This window comes from Massilia sp. UYP32 (assembly GCF_050434365.1).
Classification (GTDB): domain Bacteria; phylum Pseudomonadota; class Gammaproteobacteria; order Burkholderiales; family Burkholderiaceae_D; genus Telluria; species Telluria timonae.
In genome coordinates this window covers 1-21235 of the sequence record NZ_JBNDIK010000036.1, presented here as the reverse complement: position 1 = coordinate 21235, position 21235 = coordinate 1, and the positions used below count along the sequence as shown (strand labels likewise).

17 protein-coding genes are annotated in these 21235 nt (G+C 70.4%); 8 read left to right on the top strand and 9 right to left on the bottom strand.

Annotated features, from left to right (window positions below):
- The first annotated feature begins 75 nt into the window (after positions 1-75).
- The 3 genes from ABIB42_RS23680 to ABIB42_RS23670 are packed head-to-tail and all read left to right on the top strand — an operon-like array spanning position 76 to position 5329.
- On the top strand, positions 76-2130 hold the full coding sequence (locus ABIB42_RS23680; protein ID WP_005670043.1) for a hypothetical protein: 2055 nt from the start codon (positions 76-78) through the stop codon (positions 2128-2130).
- Between the two features lie 10 nt (positions 2131-2140).
- Positions 2141-4393 (top strand): SUMF1/EgtB/PvdO family nonheme iron enzyme, encoded by a 2253-nt coding sequence (locus tag ABIB42_RS23675; RefSeq protein WP_429249083.1) that lies wholly within the window; start codon positions 2141-2143, stop codon positions 4391-4393.
- A gap of 45 nt (positions 4394-4438) precedes the next feature.
- Complete coding sequence (locus ABIB42_RS23670) at positions 4439-5329, top strand: pirin family protein (protein WP_429249082.1); 891 nt, start codon at positions 4439-4441, stop codon at positions 5327-5329.
- A gap of 235 nt (positions 5330-5564) precedes the next feature.
- On the opposite strand, the gene ABIB42_RS23665 is transcribed toward ABIB42_RS23670, so the two are convergent.
- The 3 genes from ABIB42_RS23665 to ABIB42_RS23655 all read right to left on the bottom strand — a co-directional run bounded on the left by ABIB42_RS23665 (position 5565) and on the right by ABIB42_RS23655 (position 9537).
- Positions 5565-7109: an FHA domain-containing protein gene (locus tag ABIB42_RS23665; RefSeq protein ID WP_429249081.1), complete on the bottom strand. Its 1545-nt coding sequence runs from the start codon at positions 7107-7109 to the stop codon at positions 5565-5567.
- A 116-nt stretch (positions 7110-7225) separates the two neighbouring features.
- A complete protein-coding gene (locus ABIB42_RS23660) occupies positions 7226-8209 on the bottom strand; it encodes a PP2C family protein-serine/threonine phosphatase (RefSeq protein WP_429249080.1) in 984 nt (327 codons plus the stop codon).
- 62 nt (positions 8210-8271) lie between these two features.
- Complete coding sequence (locus ABIB42_RS23655) at positions 8272-9537, bottom strand: MFS transporter (RefSeq protein ID WP_429249079.1); 1266 nt, start codon at positions 9535-9537, stop codon at positions 8272-8274.
- Positions 9538-9645: 108 nt separating this feature from the next.
- Between ABIB42_RS23655 and ABIB42_RS23650 the strand changes: the two genes are divergently transcribed.
- The 3 genes from ABIB42_RS23650 (at position 9646) to ABIB42_RS23640 (ending at position 11768) form a co-directional block, all read left to right on the top strand.
- The gene (locus ABIB42_RS23650; protein ID WP_071363138.1) at positions 9646-10131 is read left to right on the top strand and encodes a GNAT family N-acetyltransferase; all 486 of its coding nucleotides are present in this window, start codon (positions 9646-9648) and stop codon (positions 10129-10131) included.
- A gap of 119 nt (positions 10132-10250) precedes the next feature.
- The gene (locus ABIB42_RS23645) at positions 10251-10973 is read left to right on the top strand and encodes a MarC family protein (protein WP_184237697.1); all 723 of its coding nucleotides are present in this window, start codon (positions 10251-10253) and stop codon (positions 10971-10973) included.
- Between the two features lie 45 nt (positions 10974-11018).
- On the top strand, positions 11019-11768 hold the full coding sequence (locus tag ABIB42_RS23640) for a hypothetical protein (protein WP_184237694.1): 750 nt from the start codon (positions 11019-11021) through the stop codon (positions 11766-11768).
- Here the strand turns inward: ABIB42_RS23640 and ABIB42_RS23635 are convergent, their stop codons facing one another.
- The 5 genes from ABIB42_RS23635 to ABIB42_RS23615 form a co-directional block, all read right to left on the bottom strand.
- Positions 11769-12239, bottom strand: coding sequence for an SH3 domain-containing protein (locus ABIB42_RS23635; RefSeq protein WP_429249078.1), 471 nt, complete (start codon positions 12237-12239; stop codon positions 11769-11771).
- Between the two features lie 8 nt (positions 12240-12247).
- Complete coding sequence (locus ABIB42_RS23630) at positions 12248-13825, bottom strand: hypothetical protein (protein ID WP_429249077.1); 1578 nt, start codon at positions 13823-13825, stop codon at positions 12248-12250.
- On the bottom strand, positions 13795-16146 hold the full coding sequence (locus ABIB42_RS23625) for an FtsW/RodA/SpoVE family cell cycle protein (RefSeq protein ID WP_429249076.1): 2352 nt from the start codon (positions 16144-16146) through the stop codon (positions 13795-13797). The genes ABIB42_RS23630 and ABIB42_RS23625 overlap by 31 nt, the downstream gene beginning before the upstream one ends.
- Positions 16143-17105 carry a protein kinase domain-containing protein gene (locus tag ABIB42_RS23620; RefSeq protein ID WP_429249075.1) on the bottom strand — a complete coding sequence of 321 codons (963 nt, stop codon included), beginning with the start codon at positions 17103-17105 and terminating at the stop codon, positions 16143-16145. Before ABIB42_RS23620 ends, ABIB42_RS23625 begins: the two co-directional genes overlap by 4 nt.
- Before the next feature lie 99 nt (positions 17106-17204).
- Positions 17205-17684: a hypothetical protein gene (locus ABIB42_RS23615; protein ID WP_005670065.1), complete on the bottom strand. Its 480-nt coding sequence runs from the start codon at positions 17682-17684 to the stop codon at positions 17205-17207.
- Positions 17685-17878: 194 nt separating this feature from the next.
- Here ABIB42_RS23615 and ABIB42_RS23610 point away from each other — a divergent pair, with 194 nt between their 5' ends.
- Both ABIB42_RS23610 and ABIB42_RS23605 read left to right on the top strand, forming a co-directional pair.
- Positions 17879-19015, top strand: coding sequence for a metallophosphoesterase (locus ABIB42_RS23610; protein ID WP_429249074.1), 1137 nt, complete (start codon positions 17879-17881; stop codon positions 19013-19015).
- Between the two features lie 112 nt (positions 19016-19127).
- Complete coding sequence (locus tag ABIB42_RS23605; protein WP_184237678.1) at positions 19128-20570, top strand: M20/M25/M40 family metallo-hydrolase; 1443 nt, start codon at positions 19128-19130, stop codon at positions 20568-20570.
- A gap of 23 nt (positions 20571-20593) precedes the next feature.
- Here the strand turns inward: ABIB42_RS23605 and ABIB42_RS23600 are convergent, their stop codons facing one another.
- Positions 20594-20965 (bottom strand): DUF1566 domain-containing protein, encoded by a 372-nt coding sequence (locus ABIB42_RS23600; RefSeq protein ID WP_005670069.1) that lies wholly within the window; start codon positions 20963-20965, stop codon positions 20594-20596.
- Positions 20966-21235 lie beyond the last annotated feature (270 nt).

Here is a 21235-nt window from a genome sequence, read left to right as displayed (position 1 = left end):
TGCTAAAATCCAATGGTTGGACCGGCAGGTTTGCTTTGGTAGTGACAAGAAGTACAGGACAGAACGGAGTCGGATATGTTGCAGATGTTCGCAGTAAAAAGCGCCGCTTGCCCGCGCTGCGAGTGCAAGAACGCGCCTGAGGCGCGCTATTGCGCCGGCTGCGGCGTGATCCTGGGCGCGCCGCGCAACAAGCCGGTGCTGGTCGAGAACCGCTGGGTGCCCGGCCCCGACGAACTGGCCGTGTTCTTCGGCGTGCGTGAACTCTCCGGCCTGTTCGTCAAGACGCTGCGCGTGCCGGCCACGGCGCGCGGCTTCATCCTGCAAGGCGACAAGGCCACCGAGGTGCCGCAGGGCGAATACGAGATCGAAGGCTTCTTCACCCGCCTGAACCACCTGCTGCGCGACCAGCACGCCGAGATCCTCGTCACGCGCACCGGCGCGCTGGCGGTGCCGTTCGAGTTCGACGACATCCCGACCTGCGAACATCTCGACGTCGCCCTGCGCTTCTCGGTGAGTGTCAGGATCGAGAACGTGCCGGCCTTCGCGCGCCACTTCATGACCATGCCGGGCACGATCGGCGCTGCCGAACTGCGTGAGCTGCTGTCGCATCCGGTGCGCCAGCTCGCGCTCGAGTTCATCGGCGCGCGCTCGATCCGCGAACTGGCGGCCAATGGACAGTTGCGCGAGCAGCTCGACCAGCGCCTGCAGGGCGGCCTCAAGACGCTCCTGGCCGGCTACGGCCTGGCGGTGACGGCGGTCGAGACCTTCGAACTGCGCCACGACAAATACGACGCCAACCGGGCCCGCATCGGCAGCCTGTGGCTGGCGGCCGACGACAAGCACGTGCAGCTCGCGCACAGCCGCCACCTGGACGAACTGTACACGGCCGAGGAATGGCAGCGCATCAAGCGCAGCGAAGAAGAAGGGCGGCTGCGGCTGCGGCGCGCCGAGCTGCGCCAGGATGACGCCATCGCGCGCGCCGAACTTTCCTTGCAGGGCGCCGACCGCGCGCATGGCGTGCGGGCGCGCCAGATCGAACTATACGGCCGCATCCTCGAGGCAGGGTCGCGCAAGCAGGCGCTGGCCAATGGCGCGGCCGAGGTGTTGGCCGAACTCGAGCACGAGATGGCGCACAAGAACGCGCAGCGCGCCGACGAGGCGGCCGAGTGGCGGCACCTGCGGGCGCTGGCCGGCGTGCGCATGCGCGCCGAGATCGCGAGCGCGCAGCAAGAAGCCACCCAGGCGCGCCAGCTGGCGCAGCAGCGCTTTTCCCAGCAACTGCTGCAACAGCAGATCCGCAACAAGATCGAGCAGGCGCGCCAGATCGAGGACGCGGCGCGCCAGCGCGCCGAGCTCGTACGGCTGCGCGCGAGCGAAGAAGAAGCGGCGCGGCGCCTGCGCGACATCGACGAGGCCGGGCACGAGGCCACGTTCCAGTCCCTGAAGCTGGCCAATGAAGCGCGCCGGCGCGAGGCCGAGCGGGCGCAGGAATGGGAAGACGAACAGGCGCGCCAGCGCATCGAAAGCGTGCGCCGGGGCGCCGGCCGCGCCGATGCCCAGGCCCAGCACGAAAAGCTGCTGCGCACGATCGAGGCCGACGCCACGCATGCGCGGCGGATGCAGGACGTCACCCTGGAAGCCGACGAGCGCCGCGCCGGCATCGGTGAGGCGGCGCGCGCGGCCGACCGCGCCCACGAACTCGAACTGGCGCGGCTGGCGATGGCGCGTGCCGAAGCGCTGGGCGCGATGGACGACACCGCCAAGCTGGCGCTCAGCGAGGCGCCGAATGCGGCCGTGCTGGCCGACTACCTGAAAACGCGCGTGCATGCGACCATGGATGGCGACCAGTTGACGGCGCTGGCCGGCGTGGCCGGCGCCGGCAAGGTCGACGCGGCGCTGGCCGACGCCCGGGTGGCCGCCGAACAGGCGCGGCGCGAGCTCGAGGTCGACAAGGACCGGCGCCACCAGCTCGACCTGCTGGCCATGCAGAACGACGTGAACAAGGCGGCGCTGACCTCGCAGGCGGCGCTGGCCGCCGGCATCGCAGGCGCGCGCCAGTGCGTCCACGGCCACCCGGCCGGGCGCGACGACCGCTTCTGCGCCGCTTGCGGAGCGACGCTGCCGGCGTGATCCAATAGCAATGCAGACTGCCATCGACAAGATCCGCGAACTACGCGCGCTGCACGAAGACGGCCTGTTGAGCCGTCAGGAGTTCGACCAGCGCAAGAACGCGATCCTGGACGCGGCCTATACGCCGGCCGAGCGCGCCGGCGCCGAACCCCAGGCGCCCGGCACGCAAATTGGTCCCGCGCCCGATGATTTCACGACGCGTCCGGGCACCGAAATCGGCCTGATGGCGGGCCAGGAAATCGGCCCGCAGACCCGCCGCTACCGGCTCGAGCGCCTGATCGCCCACGGCGGCATGGGCCAGGTGTGGCAGGCGACCGACCTCGCCACCCACGCCGAACTGGGACACAGCGCCCAGGTCGCGCTCAAGATCCTGCCGCCGCACCTGACCCAGGCCGCGAGCCATGCGAAACTCCTGATCCAGGAAGCCACGCGCGCACGCCGCCTGGCGCACGAGCACATCGTGCGCGTCTACGAATGGGCCCAGGATCCGGCCACGTCCAGTTACTTCATCATCATGGAGTACCTGGAAGGCGAAGACCTGGACGCCGTGCTGGCCCGGGAGTCGCGCCTGCCTTTGGCCCGCGTGCTGGCGCTGCTCGACCCGGTGGCCGACGCCCTCGACTACGCCTGGGGCAAGCACCGCCTGGTCCACCGCGACATCAAGCCGGGCAATGTGTTCGTCACGCGCAAGGGCGAAGTCAAGCTTCTCGACTTCGGCATCGCCGCGCGCGCCCGCGCCAGCGGCGCCATGTCGCCGCTCGATGCGCCGGCGACGTCCGGCACCGCCGGCTACCGCGCGCCCGAGGCGGCGCTCGAGGGGCGGGTGCCGGAGCCGACGCTCGACGTGTATGCGGTGGCGGTGATGATCCACCAGCTCCTGACCGGCGTGTTGCCCGGCGCACCGGGCGGGCAGGTGCCCGAGACGCTCGGCGCGCGCCAGTGGGACGTGCTGCGCGCCGGCTTCGCCGCCGATCCGGCGCGGCGTCTGGCCACGGTGCACGCGCTGCTGGACGCGATCCGCGCCGCGGCCGGCCCCTCTGCCGAGGAACTGGCCGCGCAGGAGGCGGCGCGCCGCGTCGAAGAAGAGCGGCAAGCGCGCGAACTGGCGGCGCGCCGCAAGGTCGAGGCGCAAGCCGCCGCGGCGGCCCAGGCCCAGCTGGACGAGCAGCGTCGCATCCAGCTGCGCGAACAGCAGCGGCGCGAACGGGCCGCGGCCGAAGAGGCGCGGCTGGCGCGCAAGGAAACACTGCGCCAGCAACTGCTGGCCAAGCGCGACGAAGAGGTGGCGAAGGCGCAGGCGGCCAAGGAGGAAGCCGCGCGCAAGCTGGCCCAGGCCAAGGCCGCGGCGGCGTATATCGCGCAGCAGAAGAAGGCGCGCGCGGCCGAGCAGGAGGCGTCCGTGCAGCCCGCGCCGGCTCAACCGGCGCCGGCGCCCCTGCCGGCGCTGGACCCCGGCGGCATCCTGCGCGACCCGTTCGTCGACGGCAGCGGCGCCGGCCCGGCCATGGTCCTGATCGAGACCGGCCGCTTCGAGATGGGCTCGCCGGAACACGAACGCCGCATCGCGATGGCGGCCGGCTCGCAAAAGAACTGGATCGCGCGCGAGACCCCGCAGCATTGGGTCGGCATCGAGCGCGCGTTCGCCATGGGCCGCTATCCGGTGACGGTCGGCGAGTGGCGCGCCTTCGTGCAGGCCAGCGGCTGGGAACAGCATGGCGACGTCAATTGGGAATCCCCGGGTTTCCCGCAGACCGATATGCATCCGGTGGTCGGCGTGACCTGGTTCGACGCGCTGCAGTACGTGGCCTGGCTGGGCGAGGCGACGGGCAAGCGCTACCGCCTGCCGAGCGAAGCCGAATGGGAATACGCCTGCCGCGCCGGCAGCAAGACCGCGTTCAATGTCGGCGACACGATCTCGACCCTGCAAGCCAACTTCGACGGCAGCTTCACCTATAACGGCGGCCCGCGCGGCGAGTTCCGGCACGGCACTACGCCGGTGGACCTGTTCGCGCCGAATGCCTGGGGCCTGCACGATATGCACGGCAACGTCTGGGAATGGGTGCAGGACGTGGTGCACGACAACTACGAAGGCGCCCCGATCGACGGCAGCGCCTGGGAACTGGGCGGCGACCAGGTGCGCCGCATCCTGCGCGGCGGCTCCTGGCTGTACAACCCGCGCTACCTGCGCTCGGCGCTGCGCAACGGCTTCTCGTCCGTGCTGTCGAACGATATCGTCGGCTTTCGGGTGGTGCGCGAATTGTAGCTCCGGTGTACAGTCGGGCATTGCCTTCTCGCCCAGGAGTCCGCCATGACCATCGCACACCTCTTCAAATCGCACGACAAGGACCTGGGCGGCGGCTTCACCGTGCGCCGCATCCTGCCGGCCGCGGCGCGCCAGTCGGTGGGTCCCTTCCTGTTCTTCGACCATATGGGGCCGGTGGAGGCCGAGCCCGGCGCGCGCCATGACGTGCGCCCGCACCCGCATATCGGCCTGGCTACCGTGACCTATCTGTTCGAGGGCGCGATCATGCACCGCGACAGCCTGGGCACCGAGCAGCGCATCGAGCCGGGCGCGATCAACTGGATGACGGCCGGCAGCGGCATCGTGCATTCCGAGCGCACGCCCGAAGACCTGCTCGAGCGCAAGCGCCGCACGCATGGGCTGCAACTGTGGGCCGCGCTGCCGCGCGAACACGAGGAAGCGCCGGCCGCGTTCAGCCACACGCCGGCCGACCGGATTCCCGAGGTGCAGCTCGACGGCGCCAGGGTGCGGGTGCTGGTCGGCACGGCGCTGGGCCGGACCTCGCCGGTGCCGACCTTCGCCGACACGTTGTATCTCGACGTGCACCTCGACGCCGGCGCCGCCATCGAGCTCGACCGCCTGCCGGATGAGGCCGCGCTGTACGCGCCGATCGGCGCCATCGAGATCGACGGCGAAGCGGTCGCCGCCAACACGATGGCCATGCTCGAGCCGGGCGCGGCGGTGCGGGTGAGTTCGCGCGAGGGCGCGCGCTTCGTCGTGATCGGCGGCGAGCCGCTGGACGGCAAGCGCTTCATCTTCTGGAATTTTGTCTCGACCAGCCGCGAGCGCATCGAGCAGGCGGCCCATGACTGGGAAGCGGACCGCTTCGTGGCGGTGCCCGGAGAAACGGAACGCATTCCGCTGCCGCCTTTGCCGGCGGCCTGGCGCCACGACTGACTTGCCGCGCGGCTAACTGGCGCGGGAGCGCCGCGGCCAGGCGTAAGCTGGCGTCACGCCGTTGTCTTGATGCGGTGGTCTTGATGTGGAGGTGATGCCATGAAGATACCCGAACACTTGCGGGCGCCTGTGATCGTGTTCGCCCTGCAGGCGGCGCTGCTGGCGGGCACGGCGCTGGTCTTCCTGATCCTGATTCCGCCGCACGGCTGAGCGCTCGTCCGCGAGGACGGCCGGTTCAGGCGTCGAGTGCGGCGCCAAGCGCGTGGTGGTGGCGTTCGCCGCCGCCACGGTGGCCGCCGTGCGCCTCGGGATAAGCCTGCGCCACGAAGCGCGCCGCGATGCCCGGGCCGGCCTGCTGCAGGCGGCCCAGCTGGGCCTGCGGCGCCAGCGGGGTCTCGCGTCCGCTGTCGCGGTCGCGCTGCCAGAAGCCGCCGTCGCGATGGAACAGCAGCGGCAGCGCGGCGGCGCGCGGCATGCTGGACCCCTGCTGGTGCCTGCTTGCAGACGGCAGGCAGTCCGGCGCCATCAGGTAGAAGCATTCGGCGCGTGCGCCGGCGTCGAGCCGGTGCAGCACCACCGCGTGCGCCATCAAGGCCGTCACCTCGAGCGTGACGATGCCCTTGATGCTGGCCGTCAGTTCGATCCGCATGCCGAGCCGCAGCTGCACCGGCATGTGCTTGCCGGGCCAGACGCCGTCCAGCAGCAGGCCGTAGCGCGACACGTCCTCGATCTCGAAGCCGTGGCGGCTGCGGCGGATGACGGCGTGCCGTCCCGACAGGCGGCGCGTCAGGCCGCCGAGATCGGCGCCGGTGTCGCCGTGGTGGGCCAGCAGCAGGTCGGCCTCGGGGGCGATGCTCTCGAAGCGGCCCAGCACGCACTCGTCGAGCGCGAACAGGCGCACGTGGCGCTGGGTGGCCGAGTCGGCCTCGGCGTGCACCAGGCAGGCCCTGGCGCCGGGGCAAGGATGCAGCGCCGCCTCGACCGGCATGTCGATCTCGATCAGGTCTTCGTCCCAGGCGATGGTCGACATGCCGAGGTCGATCTTGCCGCTGCCGCCGTCCAGGTCGAGCTGGGCGATCGAGGCGTTACGCGCGCTGACGTCGATGTCGATGCGTCCGCCGCCCGGCGCATGCACGCGGGCGATGCCGGCGTCGTCGGCCGTCACGCGCACGTTCTTGTGGGTGGCGAGGAAGGTCTGGTGGATCTCGCCCAGGCTCGCGTCCTGGCGCGGCACGAGGATGACGGGCGAGCAGGTCCAGGTGCGGTTCGACTCCGGCGCCTGGCGATGATGGCTGTGCAGCTCGATTTCGATGCGGTACTGGCCGTGTTCCAGGCCGCGCGAGGAAAACTCGAGGAACAGCGGGCGCCAGTCGCCGCGCGAGGTGCGCTGGAAGGCATAGCTTTCGCCGCCGTGCAGGCGCAGGGCCGAGCGCACCAGCATGCGCACTTCGGGCGCGCAATCCATCGGCATGCCGCGCAGCTCGAGGCGGATCGCCTGGCGCCCGCCGGCGGCGCGCGGGTCGAAACCGCTGATGTGCAGCTGCGGGCGTTGCGGGTTGGCCCGGGGGACGGTCGGCGCCGGCCCGATGTCGGTCGGGCGCCGGCTGCGCAGGGCGGTGATGGCGTCGAAACTCGACGGCAGGCCGACTGCCGGCGCAGCGGCCAGTGGCGCTGGCTGCGTGTCGACCTCGGGCTGGGCATGCCCGTGCGCGCACATGGCGTCGCCGGGCAGGACCCAGACGGTGCAGTGCGGATGCTCGGGATTGCGGCAGCGGTTCATGTCAGGGCGACAAGTTAAATAATGGTCGAAATCAATATTGCAAGCTTACGCTGTTTTTGAACCGTACGGCGCACCAAGTTCGTTGATTAACAACATTATTTTCTAAAAGCATTAGATCAGTTGGTGGCGTTGGTGGGGGCTTCCACCGGCAATACGGTTTCGTCCGCATGGCGGGCCAGCGGTCGCACGACCAGCGCGGTCAGATTGTCGGGCTGCAGGCCGGCAGGTGGATCGTTTGCCAACATGGCGAACAGGCGCTCGACCAGGGTGACCGCATCCGCGTCGCCCTGCATCAGCTTGGGCCAGCCGGCCACGAAACCGTCCGGCTGGGCGCACGACCAGAACCCATCGGTGGCCAGCAGGTAAGCCGCGCCGGGCCGCAGGGGCAGCGCGCGGCGGTCGGCCAGGTGGGCGAGCCAGCAGGGCAACATGTCCTGGGTCAGGGCGAACAGCGGATCGGACAGGCGGGTCGGGTCGGCGAAGGCATTGCCGAGGATGACCGCCTGGGCGATCTGCGGCGCATGGCGCCCGTGCACCTGGCGCCACCAGTCGGCTTCGTCGAGGCGCCCGGCGAGGGCGGCCACGGTGGCCGGCACGTGGTCGACGGTGAGGGGCGTGGCGTGCGCCGCGTCGAGCTCGTACAGGCGCGAGTCGCCCACGTGGTAGAGCAGCGGCGCGCCGTTGGCCCGCAGTTCGAGCAGGGTCAGCGTGGTGCCGGGCCGTCCGGCGCCGCCGGCGACCTGGGCGAAGCGCGCCTGCAGGCTGGCATGGATAGCGTCCAGGCGCTCGCTCAGTTCTGCCGGCGTGGCGCAGGCCGGCATCGCCAGCAAGGCCGCCGCCAGCGCCTCGGCCGCCTCGCGGCCATGGCCGTGCCCGCCCATGCCGTCCAGCACCGCCAGCCGGCCGTGCCCGGCCGGCCAGCCGTCCACGGTGAGGCAACAGGGCTGCTGGTCCTGCAGGCGGCAGGCGCGGCCGTCGAAATCGATGACGACGAAATTGTCCTGGTTCTCGGCGCGGGTGGACGGGCCGCAACCGACGCGGCTCGCGACCGCGACGTCGAAGCAGGGAGCGAAACGGAAATCGGCGAGCGTGACTGGCATTGGCAGGATGATCAGGATAATACCGCCACTTTACACGCTCGCGGGACGGATGAAAGCCACGATCAGATCGGATGTTTCCTGCCGCCCGTCAGCAAGACCAGGGCGTTGATGACCACGCAGGCGCCGGCGGCGGCGAACGCGGCGCGCACGCCCCAGGCGTCGGCGACCAGTCCCCACACCACGCTGCCGGCCGCATAGCCGCCGGACATCACGAACAGGTAGATCGACAGGGTGCGCGCGCGCACCTCGGGCGGGAAGGACAGCTGGGCCGCCGCGTTCAGGGTCGAGACGGTGGCGGACCACGCCATGCCGCCGCACACGATCAGGGGCGCCAGCAGGGCCAGCGAGCGGGTATGCGGCATGGCCAGCAGCATGGCGCCGTAGACCAGCAGCGCGCCGGCCAGCAGCCCGGTGCGGTCGACCCGGGCCCGCACCTGCGGCAGGAAGAAGGCCGCGGCCACCGCGCCGCCGCCCAGGCAGCCCATCAGGGTGCCATACACGCCGGCGCGCATGTGCAGCACGTCGCGCACGAACACCGGCAGCAGGCTGGCAAAGGCGATGGTGGCGAAGAAGACCGAACACACATTGCGCAGGATGCGGCGATAGCGCGGGCAGCCGAAGGCGGTGGCGAAGCCCAGGCGCAGGCGCGCGCCGAAGCCTTCGCGCGCGCGCGGCTGCGGTGCGCCCTCGCGCCACCAGTGCCAGTAGACCGCCAGCAGGCCGATGAAGGACACCGCGTTGGCCAGGAACAGGGCGCCCGGCCCGATCCAGCCGAACAGCAGGCCGCCCAGCGCCGGGCCGAGGATGGCGGACAGGTTGTACGACAGGTTGTTGAGCGTGGCGGCGGCTTCGACCTCGTCGGGCTCGACCAGGCCGGACAGCGCCGCCTGCCAGGCCGGCCAGATGAAGGCGGTGCCGATGCCGAGGCAAAAGGTGATCGCCAGCACCGGGCCGCTGGATACCTTGCCGCTCCAGACCAGCACGGCCATCGCGCCGGCGCACATGGCATTGAACAGGTTGCAGAAGAACAGGAACTTGGGCCGGTGCACGGCGTCGGCCAGCACCCCGGCGAGCAGCGCGAACAGGAACACCGGCACATAGGTGGCGGTCTGCACCAGCGAAGTGATCGAGGCCGACTGCGACAGCGAGGCCACCAGCCAGGCCGCGGCGAAAGTCTGGACCCAGGTGCCGAGGTTCGACACCAGGTTGGCGAGCCAGATGCGGCGGTAGCGGGCGTGGCGCAGCGGCTGCGTCAGGGGCACCTTGCGGCGTCTGGAAACCGTGCCGGCGGCAGGGGAAAACAAGGCGAAGAAGCTGGCTTTCGGCATGGTCGAACCATGGTAGGACGGGGCCGGCTTGCTCGTCAATGAAATTGCATTATGGAAAATCAACGCTGTGGTATGTTTACGCTCCACGCAACACTGTCAATACATTCCATGGACATCAGGCCGCTGGTCGACACCGATATTCCGCTGCTCGTTCCCGCCATCGCCGCCCAGCTGCGCGAGCTGGCGCTGGAATTCATCGTGCACGAATCGACACGCGAGGGCGCTGCGACTTTCCTGGCCGAGAACGACCAGATGGGCGTGCGTAAATTCCTGGCGCTGGGGCATGTCTACCACGTGGCGCTGGACGATGGACAACTCGCCGGCTTCATCGCGATCCGCGACAACAGCCATTTGTTCCACCTGTTCGTCGGCAAGCGCTGGCAGGGACGGGGCCTGGCGCGCAAGCTGTGGAACGTGGCGCGGGCGGCCGCGATCGCGCGCGGCGGCGACGGCAACTTCACGGTCAACTCGTCGAATCATGCGGTGCCGGCGTACGAGGCGTTCGGCTTCGTGCGGGTGGCGCCGACCCAGTGCGTCAAGGGCTTGTACTTCAATCCGATGCGGCTGGGGTGGGCGGACGACGGCCACGGTTGAGCGCTGGTCAGCGGTGTGCCCGCGACGCCAGGGCATGATGTACAGTGGCGGTCCGGGCCTGGGGCCCGGCCCGCCAGCGGCAATCGTCGACCGCCGGCCGGGCTTCAATACGCTATTTCATGACCATCGAGTTGATACTGGCCGCGGCCAGGAGTTTTCTGTTCGTCCTGGTGACGATGCTGCCGATCCTGAATCCGGCCGCCACCGCACCGATCTTCCTGAGCATGACCGAAGGCGCGTCGCCCGCGACCCGCGCGCTGCTGGCGCGCCGCATCGCGCGCAATATGTTCTGGCTGATGACGGGATCGATGCTGGTCGGCTCGTATGTGCTCGATTTCTTCGGCATCTCGCTGCCCATCGTGCGCGTCGGCGGTGGCCTGATTCTCGCCTCGGTGGCCTGGCGCCTGCTGGGAGCCACGCCTTCCACGCTGGACAGCCGGACCGCGCTGGCCGAGGCCTATACGCAAGACCATGCCTACCGCCAGGCCTTCTATCCGTTGACGTTTCCGATCAGCTGCGGCCCGGCATCGATCGCGGTGGCGATCACGGTGGGCGTCGCGCTGCACGACGTGCAGATCGTGTTCTCGCTGGCGCGCATGGGCGGCGCCTTGCTGGCGCTGGCGGTCATCGGCGTGCTGCTGTATCTCGCGTTCCGCTATGGCGAACACCTGCTGCGGCTGATCGGCGAAGCCGGCACCGCGGTGTTCCTGCGCCTGACCGCGTTCATCCTGCTGTGCCTTGGCGTGCAGATCGTCTGGGACGGCCTGCGCGAACTGCTGCTCGAGGTGATGTCGGTGCCGATGCACCTGGCGGCGGTCGGGGCATTCGCCGGCGCTGGATAGAATTGGTGAGCATGCGTGCTGGCTGGCTCGCTATACTGCTGGCCTATGTCCAGTATCTTTCCAGCGTACGCGCCGACGACCGGCACGCCCAATGATCGCCTCGCCGGCATCGGCGTCACCCTGGCGGTCCACCTGGTCCTGATCCTGGCCTGGCAGATGGCCGGCAAGTTGCCTTCGACGGCGCAGGAAGGGAGTGACGAGGCGATGCAGTGGGTATCTTTACCCGCGCTACCCACGCTGCCGCCTCGCGCCGAGCCGGCTGCGCCAGAACCGGTGAAGGAAGTGCTGCCTGCACCGGCGGCCGCTCCGACGCCGGCAGGTCGGAGCCTTCCCGCCCCGGTATCGTCGGCGTCGCCGGTCGAGGAGGCGCCATCGGCCGCTCCGGCGGCGGCGGACGAGCAGCCCGCCGCGCCGCCAGGCGCCGCGGAGATTCTCGCCAATGCGCGGCGCAGCGTTGGCGAGATCGACCGCGCCCTGCGCAAGGAAAACAAGCCCCTGATCGTCCTGCCGCCGGATAGCCCGCAGATCCGCATGCGCGAAGGCATGGAACACGCGCGCGCGATGGCGCCGCCGCGGCTGTGGGAAGCGCCCAAGGTCGAGGAACTGGTGAACAACACCGGCGACGGCGCGCGCCGCACGCGGGTGATCACCGGCAGGCGCACCTATTGCATCACCAACCGGGCGCCGACCACCAATGTGGAGATGATCGAGATGCACGGCCGCCAACGTTTCACCAATTGCCCCAGCGACGAAGAGCCGCCCAAGCAGCAGGTCTGGCGCACCGCGCGCGACTGATCAAGAACCGGTGACGCGGCCCTCGTCGGCCCGCCGCAGCCACAGGCTGCTGGCCCAGCCCTCGACCGCCTCGCCGTCGACCGTCGCCCGCACCTGCCACCAGTCGCCGTCGCGGCGCCCGGACGCTTCGACGCGCGCGCCCGCCGGCACCACCAGCAAGCGCTCGGCCCCGACGCCACCTGCCACGCGCAGGTTGAGCGCATCGTGCACGCGGTAGCGCGCGCCGGGGACCGGCACGTCGGTGCCTGAGACCTGCTGGGCCTGGGCCGCCCGCACCAGTTGCGGCGCAGGTGCGGGCGTCCCGAACATGGCCAGCAACAACGTCCCGCCGGCCGCGGTGCCGACGCCCAGCACGCCGAGCGCGCGCGCGTTCGGCCGCCGCCACCAGGCGCGCGGGGTCAGCCGGGCGCACAGGCACAGGGTCAGCGCCAACGCCAGCGCGTAGGCGGCCGCTTGAGTCCAGGTGACCATCGCGGTCCTCAGGCGTCGAAGCGCAGCACGTAGTGTCCGGCCACCAGGTGATGGCCGGGCGGGATCACATAAGGCTGCTCCTGGGTCGCCGCCTCGATCTGGGCCACCAGCGCCAGCTGCTCGTCCAGGTGGTACAGCGCCTGGGTGGGCGACAGGCGCGCGATGCGCAAGCCGTCGCTGGAAGCTTCCCAGCTGAAGGCGTTGCGCGACAGGCCGAGGCGGTCGGCGCTGGCGGCCGGGGCGCCGTCGCCCTGGCGCACGAATTGGGGCGTGTCGAGCACGCGCAGCGCGCCCAGCGACGGCATGCCGCGCCCGAAGGTCAGGCGCGTGCCCGACGCCGCCGGCTGCGACGGACCGTCCGGCAGCAGCAGCAGCGCGCTGTAGCGCTCGGCCAGTTGCTGCTGGACCGCCAGCAGGCGAATGCTGGCGTTGTCGAGCGGCGCGAATTGCGACGGCACGGCGATGCGCTGGCGCCCGGCCGGGGTGATCGCGTGCAGCTCGTCGGCGTCGTCGACCGCGAAGCGGATGACGCTGTCCTTGCCCGGCGCGCTGGGCAGCAACTGGGCGTTCAGGCCGACCTCGAGCGCCTGGGCGCCGGTCTCGCGGTAGCGGCTCAGGCGCGGCATGGCCAGCGCGGCCAGCGTGATGCGGTGGCGCGCGACCGGGGCGTAGGTGGCGTCGAGTTCCGTCGGCGGCGCCGGCCTGGCCACCAGGCTCGAAGCGGCCAGCGGCATCGCGGTCAGGTCCGCCGCCGGCGGCGTGGCGCTGCGCGACTTCCACACCGCCGGGCTGCGCTGCGGCTGCGCGCTCGGCATGACCGGCGCGGCGCTGGCGGCCGGCGCAGGCTGCGCTCGGGCGGCGGCGCCCGCGCCGGCGCGGCTGATCTTCAACAGCAGGCGCTGAGCGCTGGCGCCCTTGCCGCGCAGGACGTAGTAGCCGTTGGCGGCGTCGAAGCGGCATTCGAAACTGTCCTTCGGACGCACCTGCAGTTCGAGCGGGGCGCCCGGGCCGTCGTTCACCAGCAGCAGGCCGGCGTCAAGACCGAACGGCCAGCCGGGCGCCGCGAAGGTGGCGTTGGCGGCGTCCAGGCCGACCAGGGTCAGGCGCTGGTTCGGATAGATGGCGCACACCTGCTGCCAGATCGCGCTGTCGCGCGAGGCGGTCACCGTGTACTGGACCTGTTCTCCCGGGGCCGGCAGGTAGACGGCGTGGCCGAACTTGACCTGCACTTCGCCCGGATCGAGGTCGTCGCTGCCCAGCACGTGGTAGCGCACTTCGTCGCCGCCGAGCAGGTCGCCGAAATCCTTCTGGTGCAGGGCGGCCAGCGATTGCGCCAGGTCGCGCACGCGCGCGCCGCGGGTCAGGTGGCGGTCGTCGTCGACCTCGTCCTGCGGCAGCACCAGGGTCACGTGCGAGAAGCAGCGGGTGGCCGCGCGCCCGCGCTGCTCGCGCGGCGAGCGCTCGAGCAGGTCGCGCAGCAGCGGACGGCGCGAGAACAGCGCAAGGCCAGGCGCCTGCCACAGGGCGTCGGCGTTGAACACATCCTGGACCTTGCCTAGGACTTCGTGTTGGACATAGACCGGCATGATTGACTCTCCTCGTTGAATTGGGTGCTCGCCATGCCGAACGCTAGCAGGGGGCAGATGAAAAACAGCAGGTGCGAGCCGCCCGCGGACAGGAAGCTCATGGGCTGGCCCATGATCGGGAACATGGCGAGGTTGGTGCCCCACGACAGCAGCAGGTGGCCGGCGATGAAGGCCGCGCCACCGCACAGGGCGAAGCACTGGAAGCGGCCGATCCAGGCGCGCCGGAAGTCCTTGGCCTCATGCGAGCAACGCCAGGCGCCGGCGGCGGCGCGCAGCAGCGCCGCCAGGAACAGCGCCTGCAGGCTCCACAAGGCCAGCCCCGCCGCCAGGCCGTGGCGGTGCAGCAGGAACGACGGGGCGAAGTCGTCCTGGATGGCGGGAATCGCCAGCGCCTCGCCGGCCGCGCCGCCCAGCGCCGCCAGGCCGAGCAGCCCGTCGGCGCCCAGCCAGCCGCCCTCGACGATCGCACGGCTGCCTTGCAGCATCTGCTGGCCGGTATGCGGGTGGATGGTCGGCTCGCTCCAGACCTGGAAACGCTCCGGATAGAAGCCGAAGGCGCCGAGCAGCTCGCCGCCGGCGCGCATCGTCACGCCGCCCGCCGCCAGCAGGCTGGCGGCCACGAGGATCGAGGCCAGCGCGGCGCGCCGTCCGTGGCTGGCGCACCAGGCCAGCAGCATGGCGCCGCTCCACACGAGCAGCAGCAGCAGCGGAGAATAATCGTCGACGCGCACCAGGGCCGCCGCCAGCAGGAACATGAACAGCAGCACCGGCGCCGCCATGCGCAGCCAGAAGCGCCAGTCGCGCCGGCCGTGGGGCGCGCCGCCCGCGGCCAGCGCCAGGCAGTGCGCGCTCAGCGCGGCCAGGGCGAACTTGGCGAATTCGAAGGGCTGGATGTCGAACACGCCGGTCTCGCTGCCGAAGCACACCTGCAGCAGCAGGCCGCCCAGCGCGAGCGCGGCGAACGTCAGCAGCACGCGCTCGGTGACCGGGCGCGACACGGCGCCGCGCGCGAAACAGGACAGCAGCAGCAGGGCGCCCGGCAGGCCCAGGCCCAGCAGCGCGGTCGTGTTCTGGAAGTGGCGCAGCCAGGCGGTGTCGGCGGCGCCCAGGCCCATCTCGAGCTGCACCAGCAGGCCGGCGCCGAGCAGCAGCACGGCGCTGGAGGCCAGCAGCGAGGCGCGGCGTGGATACAGCAGGGTGAGCCAGAGCGTGGCCCAGGCCAGCAGCAGGGAGATGGCGGCGCCGGGGGCGGCGACGGTGTGCTGGGTGATCAGGAGCAGCATGGCGCCGGCGGCCAGCAGGCTGGCTGCGAGCGGGCGTGCGAGATCGGAACGCATGCTGCGCTGGCGCAGGGAGGGCGCGATGCACGCAAGTCCCATCAGCAGGACGAGGCCGGCGGCGGCCCAGGCCAGCGGCGGCGGCGCGGGCAGGGCGAGATGGTCGCGCCGCTCCCAGCGCCAGGCCACCGCGGCCGGCAACTGGCTGGAGGGGGCGGCCGATAATGCGACCTGGCGCGACGGCGCCAGGCGCAGGGTGGCGCCATCGTGCTCGAGCGTGAACAGGGTGCGGCCGACGGCGAAGGCATCCACGTCCGCCAGCGGCAGCTCGCGCTGGGCGGCATCGATCCAGCCGGCGCCGCTGGACACCAGCACCGGCTGGGCGCCGCGCGCCGACAGCGCGATGCGGCCGTCTTCCTGGCGCAGCAGCACGGCGTCGCCCGGCTCGATCGCGGCGGCGGCGATGCGGTTGCCGCAGTAGAGCAGGCCGCCGAGGCTCAATGGGCGGGCCAGGCTCGCGCCTTGCGGCAGCCAGCGGTTCCAGGCCGCCACCGCGCGCGCCGACAGGCCGGTGTCGGGACAGGCGGGCTGCGGCTGGCCGTCGCGCCGCACGCTGGCGCCGTCGTAGTCCCAGGTCTGTTCGCCGTCGTGCAGGGTGACGCCTCCGGCTTGCGCCGCGACCACCTCCAATCGCAGCGCGCCGGCCTGGATGCGCTGGCCGGCCGCGAGCGGCAGGTCGCTGCTGCGCTCGCGCGCTTCGCCACGGCGCAGCACGACCGCTTGCCGCGGTTCGGCGTTGCGCAGCAGCCAGGCGCCGTCATGGTCGCGCCGCAGCACCAGCTGGCGCGCGGCGGCGCGCGGCGCGCCCAGTTCCTGGCGGCCCAGCATGACCGATTCGCCCGGCGCGAGGCTCACCGCGATCGCGGATGGGGTCCAGGCGGCCGGTGCCTTGATCAGGGCCAGCAACTGCACGGCGCACAGCAGCGCGAGCAGGGTCCAGGCCACGCTGGCGCCGAGGAACGGGCGCTGTGGGCCGGACTTCATGCCGCGCTCCGCAGCGGTTCGGAATGCAGGGCGGAGATGGCGTCCGCCAGGGCGCGGCTGATGTCCAGCGCGTGGCGCGGACGGTCGGCGGGACGCTCGGCCACCAGCGCGCGCAGCAGCGCGAGGCCGGGCGCGGCGGCCGAGCCCAGGCGGCTGGCGAACAGCGCCGCTTCGTCCGGTTGCAGCACGGCCGGTCGTCCCTGGCGTTCGGCCAGCAGGCTGGCCGCCGCATCGCGCCCGTGCGCCTGCCAGGCCTGGCCGCAGGCGCTGCTGTAGCGCAGCAGGCGAGCGCAGACCAGGTAGTAGAGCAGGGCGCCGAGGGCGAAATAATCGGTGCGCGCCTCGGTGGCGTAGCCGTCGGCGTCGGGGAAGAACTGTTCCGGGGCTTGCCAGTTGGCGGTGCCGGCGTAGGTGTGGGCGCGCAGGTCGTCGAGGCGGCGGTTGGTGCCGAAATCGGCCAGCTTGACCGAATCGCTAGCCGCGTCGAGCAACAGGTTGCCGGGCTTGAGGTCGAGGTAGCGCCAGCCGCTGGCGTGGACCTTGGCCAGCGCCTGGTTGACCTGGCCGATCCAGGCCAGGGCGCGGGCGGGGGCGATCGTGCGGCCGAGCGCCATCTCGCGGGCCAGGTGGCCGGCCAGGTCGCCGTCGAGCAGCTCGAGCGCCATCGCCGGCATGCCGGCGTGTTCGCCGCTGTCGAGCAGGCGCACGATGTGGCGGCCGTCCCACGGCGCCAGGCCGCGCAGGAAGGCGATCTCGGTGCTGGCGCTGGCCAGCCAGCGCGCGCGCAGGCTCGAGGGCGCGCGCGCCATCTGTTCCAGGTTGACCAGCTTAAGGGCCACGGCGCCGTTGGCGTGCAGGCTGTCGGCGCGCCACACGACGCCATAGGCCGAGCCGGCCAGCGCCTCGCGCAAGCGGTACTGGCCGCCGGCCAGCGAAATGACGGTGCCTGCTTCGTACATGGTGTCCCCCGAACCTGGCGCATGGCGCCGATGCGTGGGACTAGCGGAGGGGAGACGAAAAAAAGCCGCGGGGTGCGCGGCTCATTGGATCGGCGTGGATCAGCGGCCGTGGCCGTGGTGGTGACCGCGACGGTCGTCGCGATCCCAGCGGTCATGGCGATCGTGGCGGTCATGGCGGTCCCAACCGCGGCCGCGGTGTTCGACGTAGACCGGGCGCGGTTGCACGTACACCGGACGCGGCTGGACGTAGACCGGACGCGATTCCACGTACACCGGGCGTGGTTGCACGTAGACCGGGCGCGGCTGCACGTACACCGGTTGCGACTGGTAGTAGCCGTTGTTATAGCCATTGTGGTGGCCATAATGACGGCGATCGTCGCGGGTGTTGATGGAGTTGCCCACCGCCGCGCCGATCACGCCGCCGGCGACGGCGCCGCCGGTGCCGCCGACCGTGTGGCCGACGACGGCGCCGAGCACCGCGCCAACGGCCGTGTTCGTACCACGATCACCGGCCATTGCCGCCGGCGATACCGCGACAGCGGCCAGCAGCACAGCACCAAGGGTTGTCGATTTCAACATGGTTTTTCCTCGTACCCTGGCGGAGATCGGGATGATGACTGCGACACCGGGTATGGACGTACTATATTCCCGGCGCACGATTGTGCCATTCGTTAATACAGTTTTTTACAACTGCATCTCAGCCGGTAACATTCTGCCTTGCAAGCAGCGTCTGGCGCCCCATCTAGGCACGACCACCCTCATTCGATCCCGCCATGCGCCCGAGCCGAAGCTTCGTCGTCGTCCTCTCCCTGCTGGTATTGTTGCTGGTCTATATCGGCATGCGCCTGCTGCCCGACCTCGGGCTGACGCTGGCCGGCAATGCCTTCGCCATCCTCCTGCTGGGCCTGGTCGGCGCGCTGGTGCCGGTCGGCCTGATGTCGTCCTCGCTGCGCCGGCGGCGCTGGTCGAACCTGGTCGCCTGGCTCGGCCTGCTGTCGATGGGCCTGTTCTCGTCGCTGCTGGTCGCCACCCTGCTGCGCGACCTGGTGTTGCTGGCGCTGCTGCCCTTCGGCGCGCTGACGCCGGCGGTTACCCACGGCAGCGCGCTGGCCGTGCCGCTGGTGGCGCTGGCCGTGACCGTGGTCGGCTACGTCAACGCGCGGCGGGTGGCGCGGGTGGTGAAGGTCGACGTGCCGATCCGGGACTTGCCGGCCGAACTGCACGGCTATGCCATCGCCCAGATCTCGGACATCCACGTCGGCCCGACGATCAAGCGGCCCTACCTGAACGCCATCGTCAACAAGGTCAACAAGCTGGGCGCCGACGCCATCGCCGTCACCGGCGACCTGGTCGATGGCAGCGTGCAGCGCCTGGCCATGCATACCGAACCGCTGGCGCGCTTGCAGGCGAGCGACGGCGTGTTCTTCGTCACCGGCAACCACGAGTATTATTCCGGCGCGCTGGAGTGGATCGCCGAGGTGCGGCGCCTGGGCCTGACGGTGCTCATGAACGAACACGTGGTGCGCCGGCGCGGCGGCGCCGCGCTGATGATCGCCGGCGTGGCCGACTATACCGCCCACCATTTCCACCCCGAGCACAAGAGCGATCCACAGCGCGCCGTCCATGGCGCGCCGCCCGAGGTGGGCGTGAAGGTGTTGCTGGCGCACCAGCCGCGCAGCGCGCCGGAGGCCGCCGCGGCCGGCTTCGACTTGCAATTGTCGGGCCATACCCACGGCGGCCAGTTTTTCCCATGGAACCTGTTCGTGCCGCTGCAGCAGCCTTTCGTCGCCGGACTCAACCGTGTGCGCGATATGTGGGTGTACACCAGCCGCGGCACCGGCTACTGGGGGCCGCCGAAGCGCTTCGGCGCGCCATCCGAGATCACGCTGGTGCGCCTGGTGCCGGCCTGAGGGCGGCGTGGCGCCCGCATTGTTTGCTTGTACGTACGGCAAAAAACAAGGGCGAAAAGTTGCCGGATGCGCTATCGTTTGAATCCTTTCGAACTAGCAAGGGTTTCCCCGCATGAAACGCAGCTTCCGTCTCTACCGCCTTCCCGTCATGGGCGTCATCGCCGCCGCACTGCTGAGCGTCCCGGCCCTGGCCGCCAGCCCCGGCAACGATCCCGCCGCCCTCGCCAAGATCCGCGACACGGCGATGAGCAGCGACTACGCCTGGCAACGCACCGAAGATATGACCGATCTGATCGGTCCGCGCCTGTCCGGTTCGCCCGGTGCGGCGGCGGCGGTGACCCAGGTGGCGGAAGCGATGCGCAAGCTCGGCGCCAAGGTGACTTTGCAGCCAGTAAAGGTGCCGCACTGGGTGCGCGGCATCGAGACGGGCGAACTGGTCGAGTACACGGGGCGTCCGCAGGGCGTGACCCAGCGTGTCGTGCTGGCCGCACTGGGCGGTTCCGGCGCGACCCCGGCCGCGGGCCTGGTGGCGCCGGTGCTGGTGCTCAAGAGTTTCGATGAACTCAAGAGCCGCGCCGCCGAAGTGAAGGGCAAGATCGTCCTGTTCGACGTGGCCTTCGACCAGCACATGGCCGATCGCGGCCTGGCCGGCCACGCCTATGGCCAGGGTTCGGCCTACCGCCGCAACGGCCCGCGCATGGCGGCCGAGCTCGGCGCTGTCGGCGCGCTGGTGCGGTCGGTCGGCGGCGCCGCCTATCGCCTGCCGCATACGGGTTCGTCGGGCCTGCTCGAGAACGCGCGCATCCCGGCCGCCGCCGTCACGGCGGAAGACGCGATGCTGATGGCGCGCCTGGCCAAGCGCGGCCCGCTGAGCATGAAGCTGGTGCTGACCCCGCAAAACCTGCCGGACGCTGACAGCTTCAACGTGATCGCCGACTTGCCGGGCACCGAGAAACCGGACGAAATCGTGATCGTCTCGGGCCACCTCGATTCCTGGGACCTGTCGCCGGGCGCGCACGACGATGCCGCGGCCGTCGCCAGCGCGATGGCCGTATTCGACGTGCTCAAGAAGCTCGACTACCGTCCGCGCCGCACCATCCGCTTCGTCGCCTGGATGAACGAAGAGAACGGCCAGCGCGGGGCGAGCACCTACCTCGCCGCCGAACAGGCGAACGCGGGCAAGCACTTCGGCGCGATCGAGAGCGACAACGGCGTCGGCCGCCCCTTCGGCCTGCGCGCCAGCGTGATGCCGCAGTCGGTCAAGCTGTTCGCGCCGCTGCAGACGGCGTTGCAGCCGATCGGCGCCAACGTGTTCCAGCGCCAGGACGTGCTGGCCACCGGCGACCTGGCCGGTCTGGAACGCGCAGGCGTGCCGAGCTTCGCGCCGATCGTCGACACCTCGAGCTATTTCGACTATCACCACACGCCGGCCGACACCCTGGACAAGGTCGATCCCGACATCCTGCGCCGTCACGTGGCGCTGATGACCGCCACCGCGTGGTACCTGGCAAACATGGAGCAGGACATCGGCCGCTCCAGCGTGCCGAAGCCCTGACCCCGTGTGCCCGCGCTGCCGGCTCAGGCCGCTGTGCTGATGCGGCGTATCGCGCGCGCATGGCCGCGGTAGGGCCGGCCATAGATGGTCTGGATGCCGCTTGCGAAATTCTGGCCCCAGACCAGCTGCGCGCGGGTGGCGTGCGGCTCGCTCGACCAGTACCAGTTGCGCTCGAACGATTCGCGCAGGTTCGCGAACAGCAGCGCCAGTTCGCGCCGCGTCGGCAGCGCCCCCCCGTGGCCGCTGGCCCAGTCCACGGCCGTGGGCCAGCTGACGTCGGAGGAGTCGCCTGGCAGCAGGACCAGGTGGTAGTCGGGTTCTTCCTTGCCCAAGATCAGACCGGCATATTCCTCTCCGTCTTGCAGCATGCCCCGGATTTGCATGTATTCGCCCATTGAAATCTCCTCGCGTTAAGTAGCCGTGGGATAAGACTGCTGAGCGCGACTTTTGGTTTCGTGCCGGGTTCGATCTAGATCATGGGAGTGTTTAATTTCTAAAAGGATGAGTCTCGTGGGGATTTGATATCACGTGGAAAAATTTCTTGGAGGGACTTGAACTAAGGAAGTTAGCTGTTTAGTGCCGTGCGATCATATTCCTCGTCGTAGCTGGCCTTTATTCCGAGCAAAGGCTATGCTGAACGAGTTGATTGCTGGGTTCAGCAATCC

Coding starts and splice junctions, on each gene's coding strand:
- ABIB42_RS23640 (WP_184237694.1), top strand. CDS start 11,019: ATGTCCAGTATCTTTCCAGCGTACGCGCCGACGACCGGCACGCCCAAT.
- ABIB42_RS23625 (WP_429249076.1), bottom strand. CDS start 16,146: ATGAAGTCCGGCCCACAGCGCCCGTTCCTCGGCGCCAGCGTGGCCTGG.
- ABIB42_RS23675 (WP_429249083.1), top strand. CDS start 2,141: ATGCAGACTGCCATCGACAAGATCCGCGAACTACGCGCGCTGCACGAA.
- ABIB42_RS23615 (WP_005670065.1), bottom strand. CDS start 17,684: ATGTTGAAATCGACAACCCTTGGTGCTGTGCTGCTGGCCGCTGTCGCG.
- ABIB42_RS23660 (WP_429249080.1), bottom strand. CDS start 8,209: ATGCCAGTCACGCTCGCCGATTTCCGTTTCGCTCCCTGCTTCGACGTC.
- ABIB42_RS23670 (WP_429249082.1), top strand. CDS start 4,439: ATGACCATCGCACACCTCTTCAAATCGCACGACAAGGACCTGGGCGGC.
- ABIB42_RS23680 (WP_005670043.1), top strand. CDS start 76: ATGTTGCAGATGTTCGCAGTAAAAAGCGCCGCTTGCCCGCGCTGCGAG.
- ABIB42_RS23650 (WP_071363138.1), top strand. CDS start 9,646: ATGGACATCAGGCCGCTGGTCGACACCGATATTCCGCTGCTCGTTCCC.
- ABIB42_RS23620 (WP_429249075.1), bottom strand. CDS start 17,105: ATGTACGAAGCAGGCACCGTCATTTCGCTGGCCGGCGGCCAGTACCGC.
- ABIB42_RS23630 (WP_429249077.1), bottom strand. CDS start 13,825: ATGCCGGTCTATGTCCAACACGAAGTCCTAGGCAAGGTCCAGGATGTG.
- ABIB42_RS23600 (WP_005670069.1), bottom strand. CDS start 20,965: ATGGGCGAATACATGCAAATCCGGGGCATGCTGCAAGACGGAGAGGAA.
- ABIB42_RS23645 (WP_184237697.1), top strand. CDS start 10,251: ATGACCATCGAGTTGATACTGGCCGCGGCCAGGAGTTTTCTGTTCGTC.
- ABIB42_RS23655 (WP_429249079.1), bottom strand. CDS start 9,537: ATGCCGAAAGCCAGCTTCTTCGCCTTGTTTTCCCCTGCCGCCGGCACG.
- ABIB42_RS23665 (WP_429249081.1), bottom strand. CDS start 7,109: ATGAACCGCTGCCGCAATCCCGAGCATCCGCACTGCACCGTCTGGGTC.
- ABIB42_RS23605 (WP_184237678.1), top strand. CDS start 19,128: ATGAAACGCAGCTTCCGTCTCTACCGCCTTCCCGTCATGGGCGTCATC.
- ABIB42_RS23635 (WP_429249078.1), bottom strand. CDS start 12,239: ATGGTCACCTGGACTCAAGCGGCCGCCTACGCGCTGGCGTTGGCGCTG.
- ABIB42_RS23610 (WP_429249074.1), top strand. CDS start 17,879: ATGCGCCCGAGCCGAAGCTTCGTCGTCGTCCTCTCCCTGCTGGTATTG.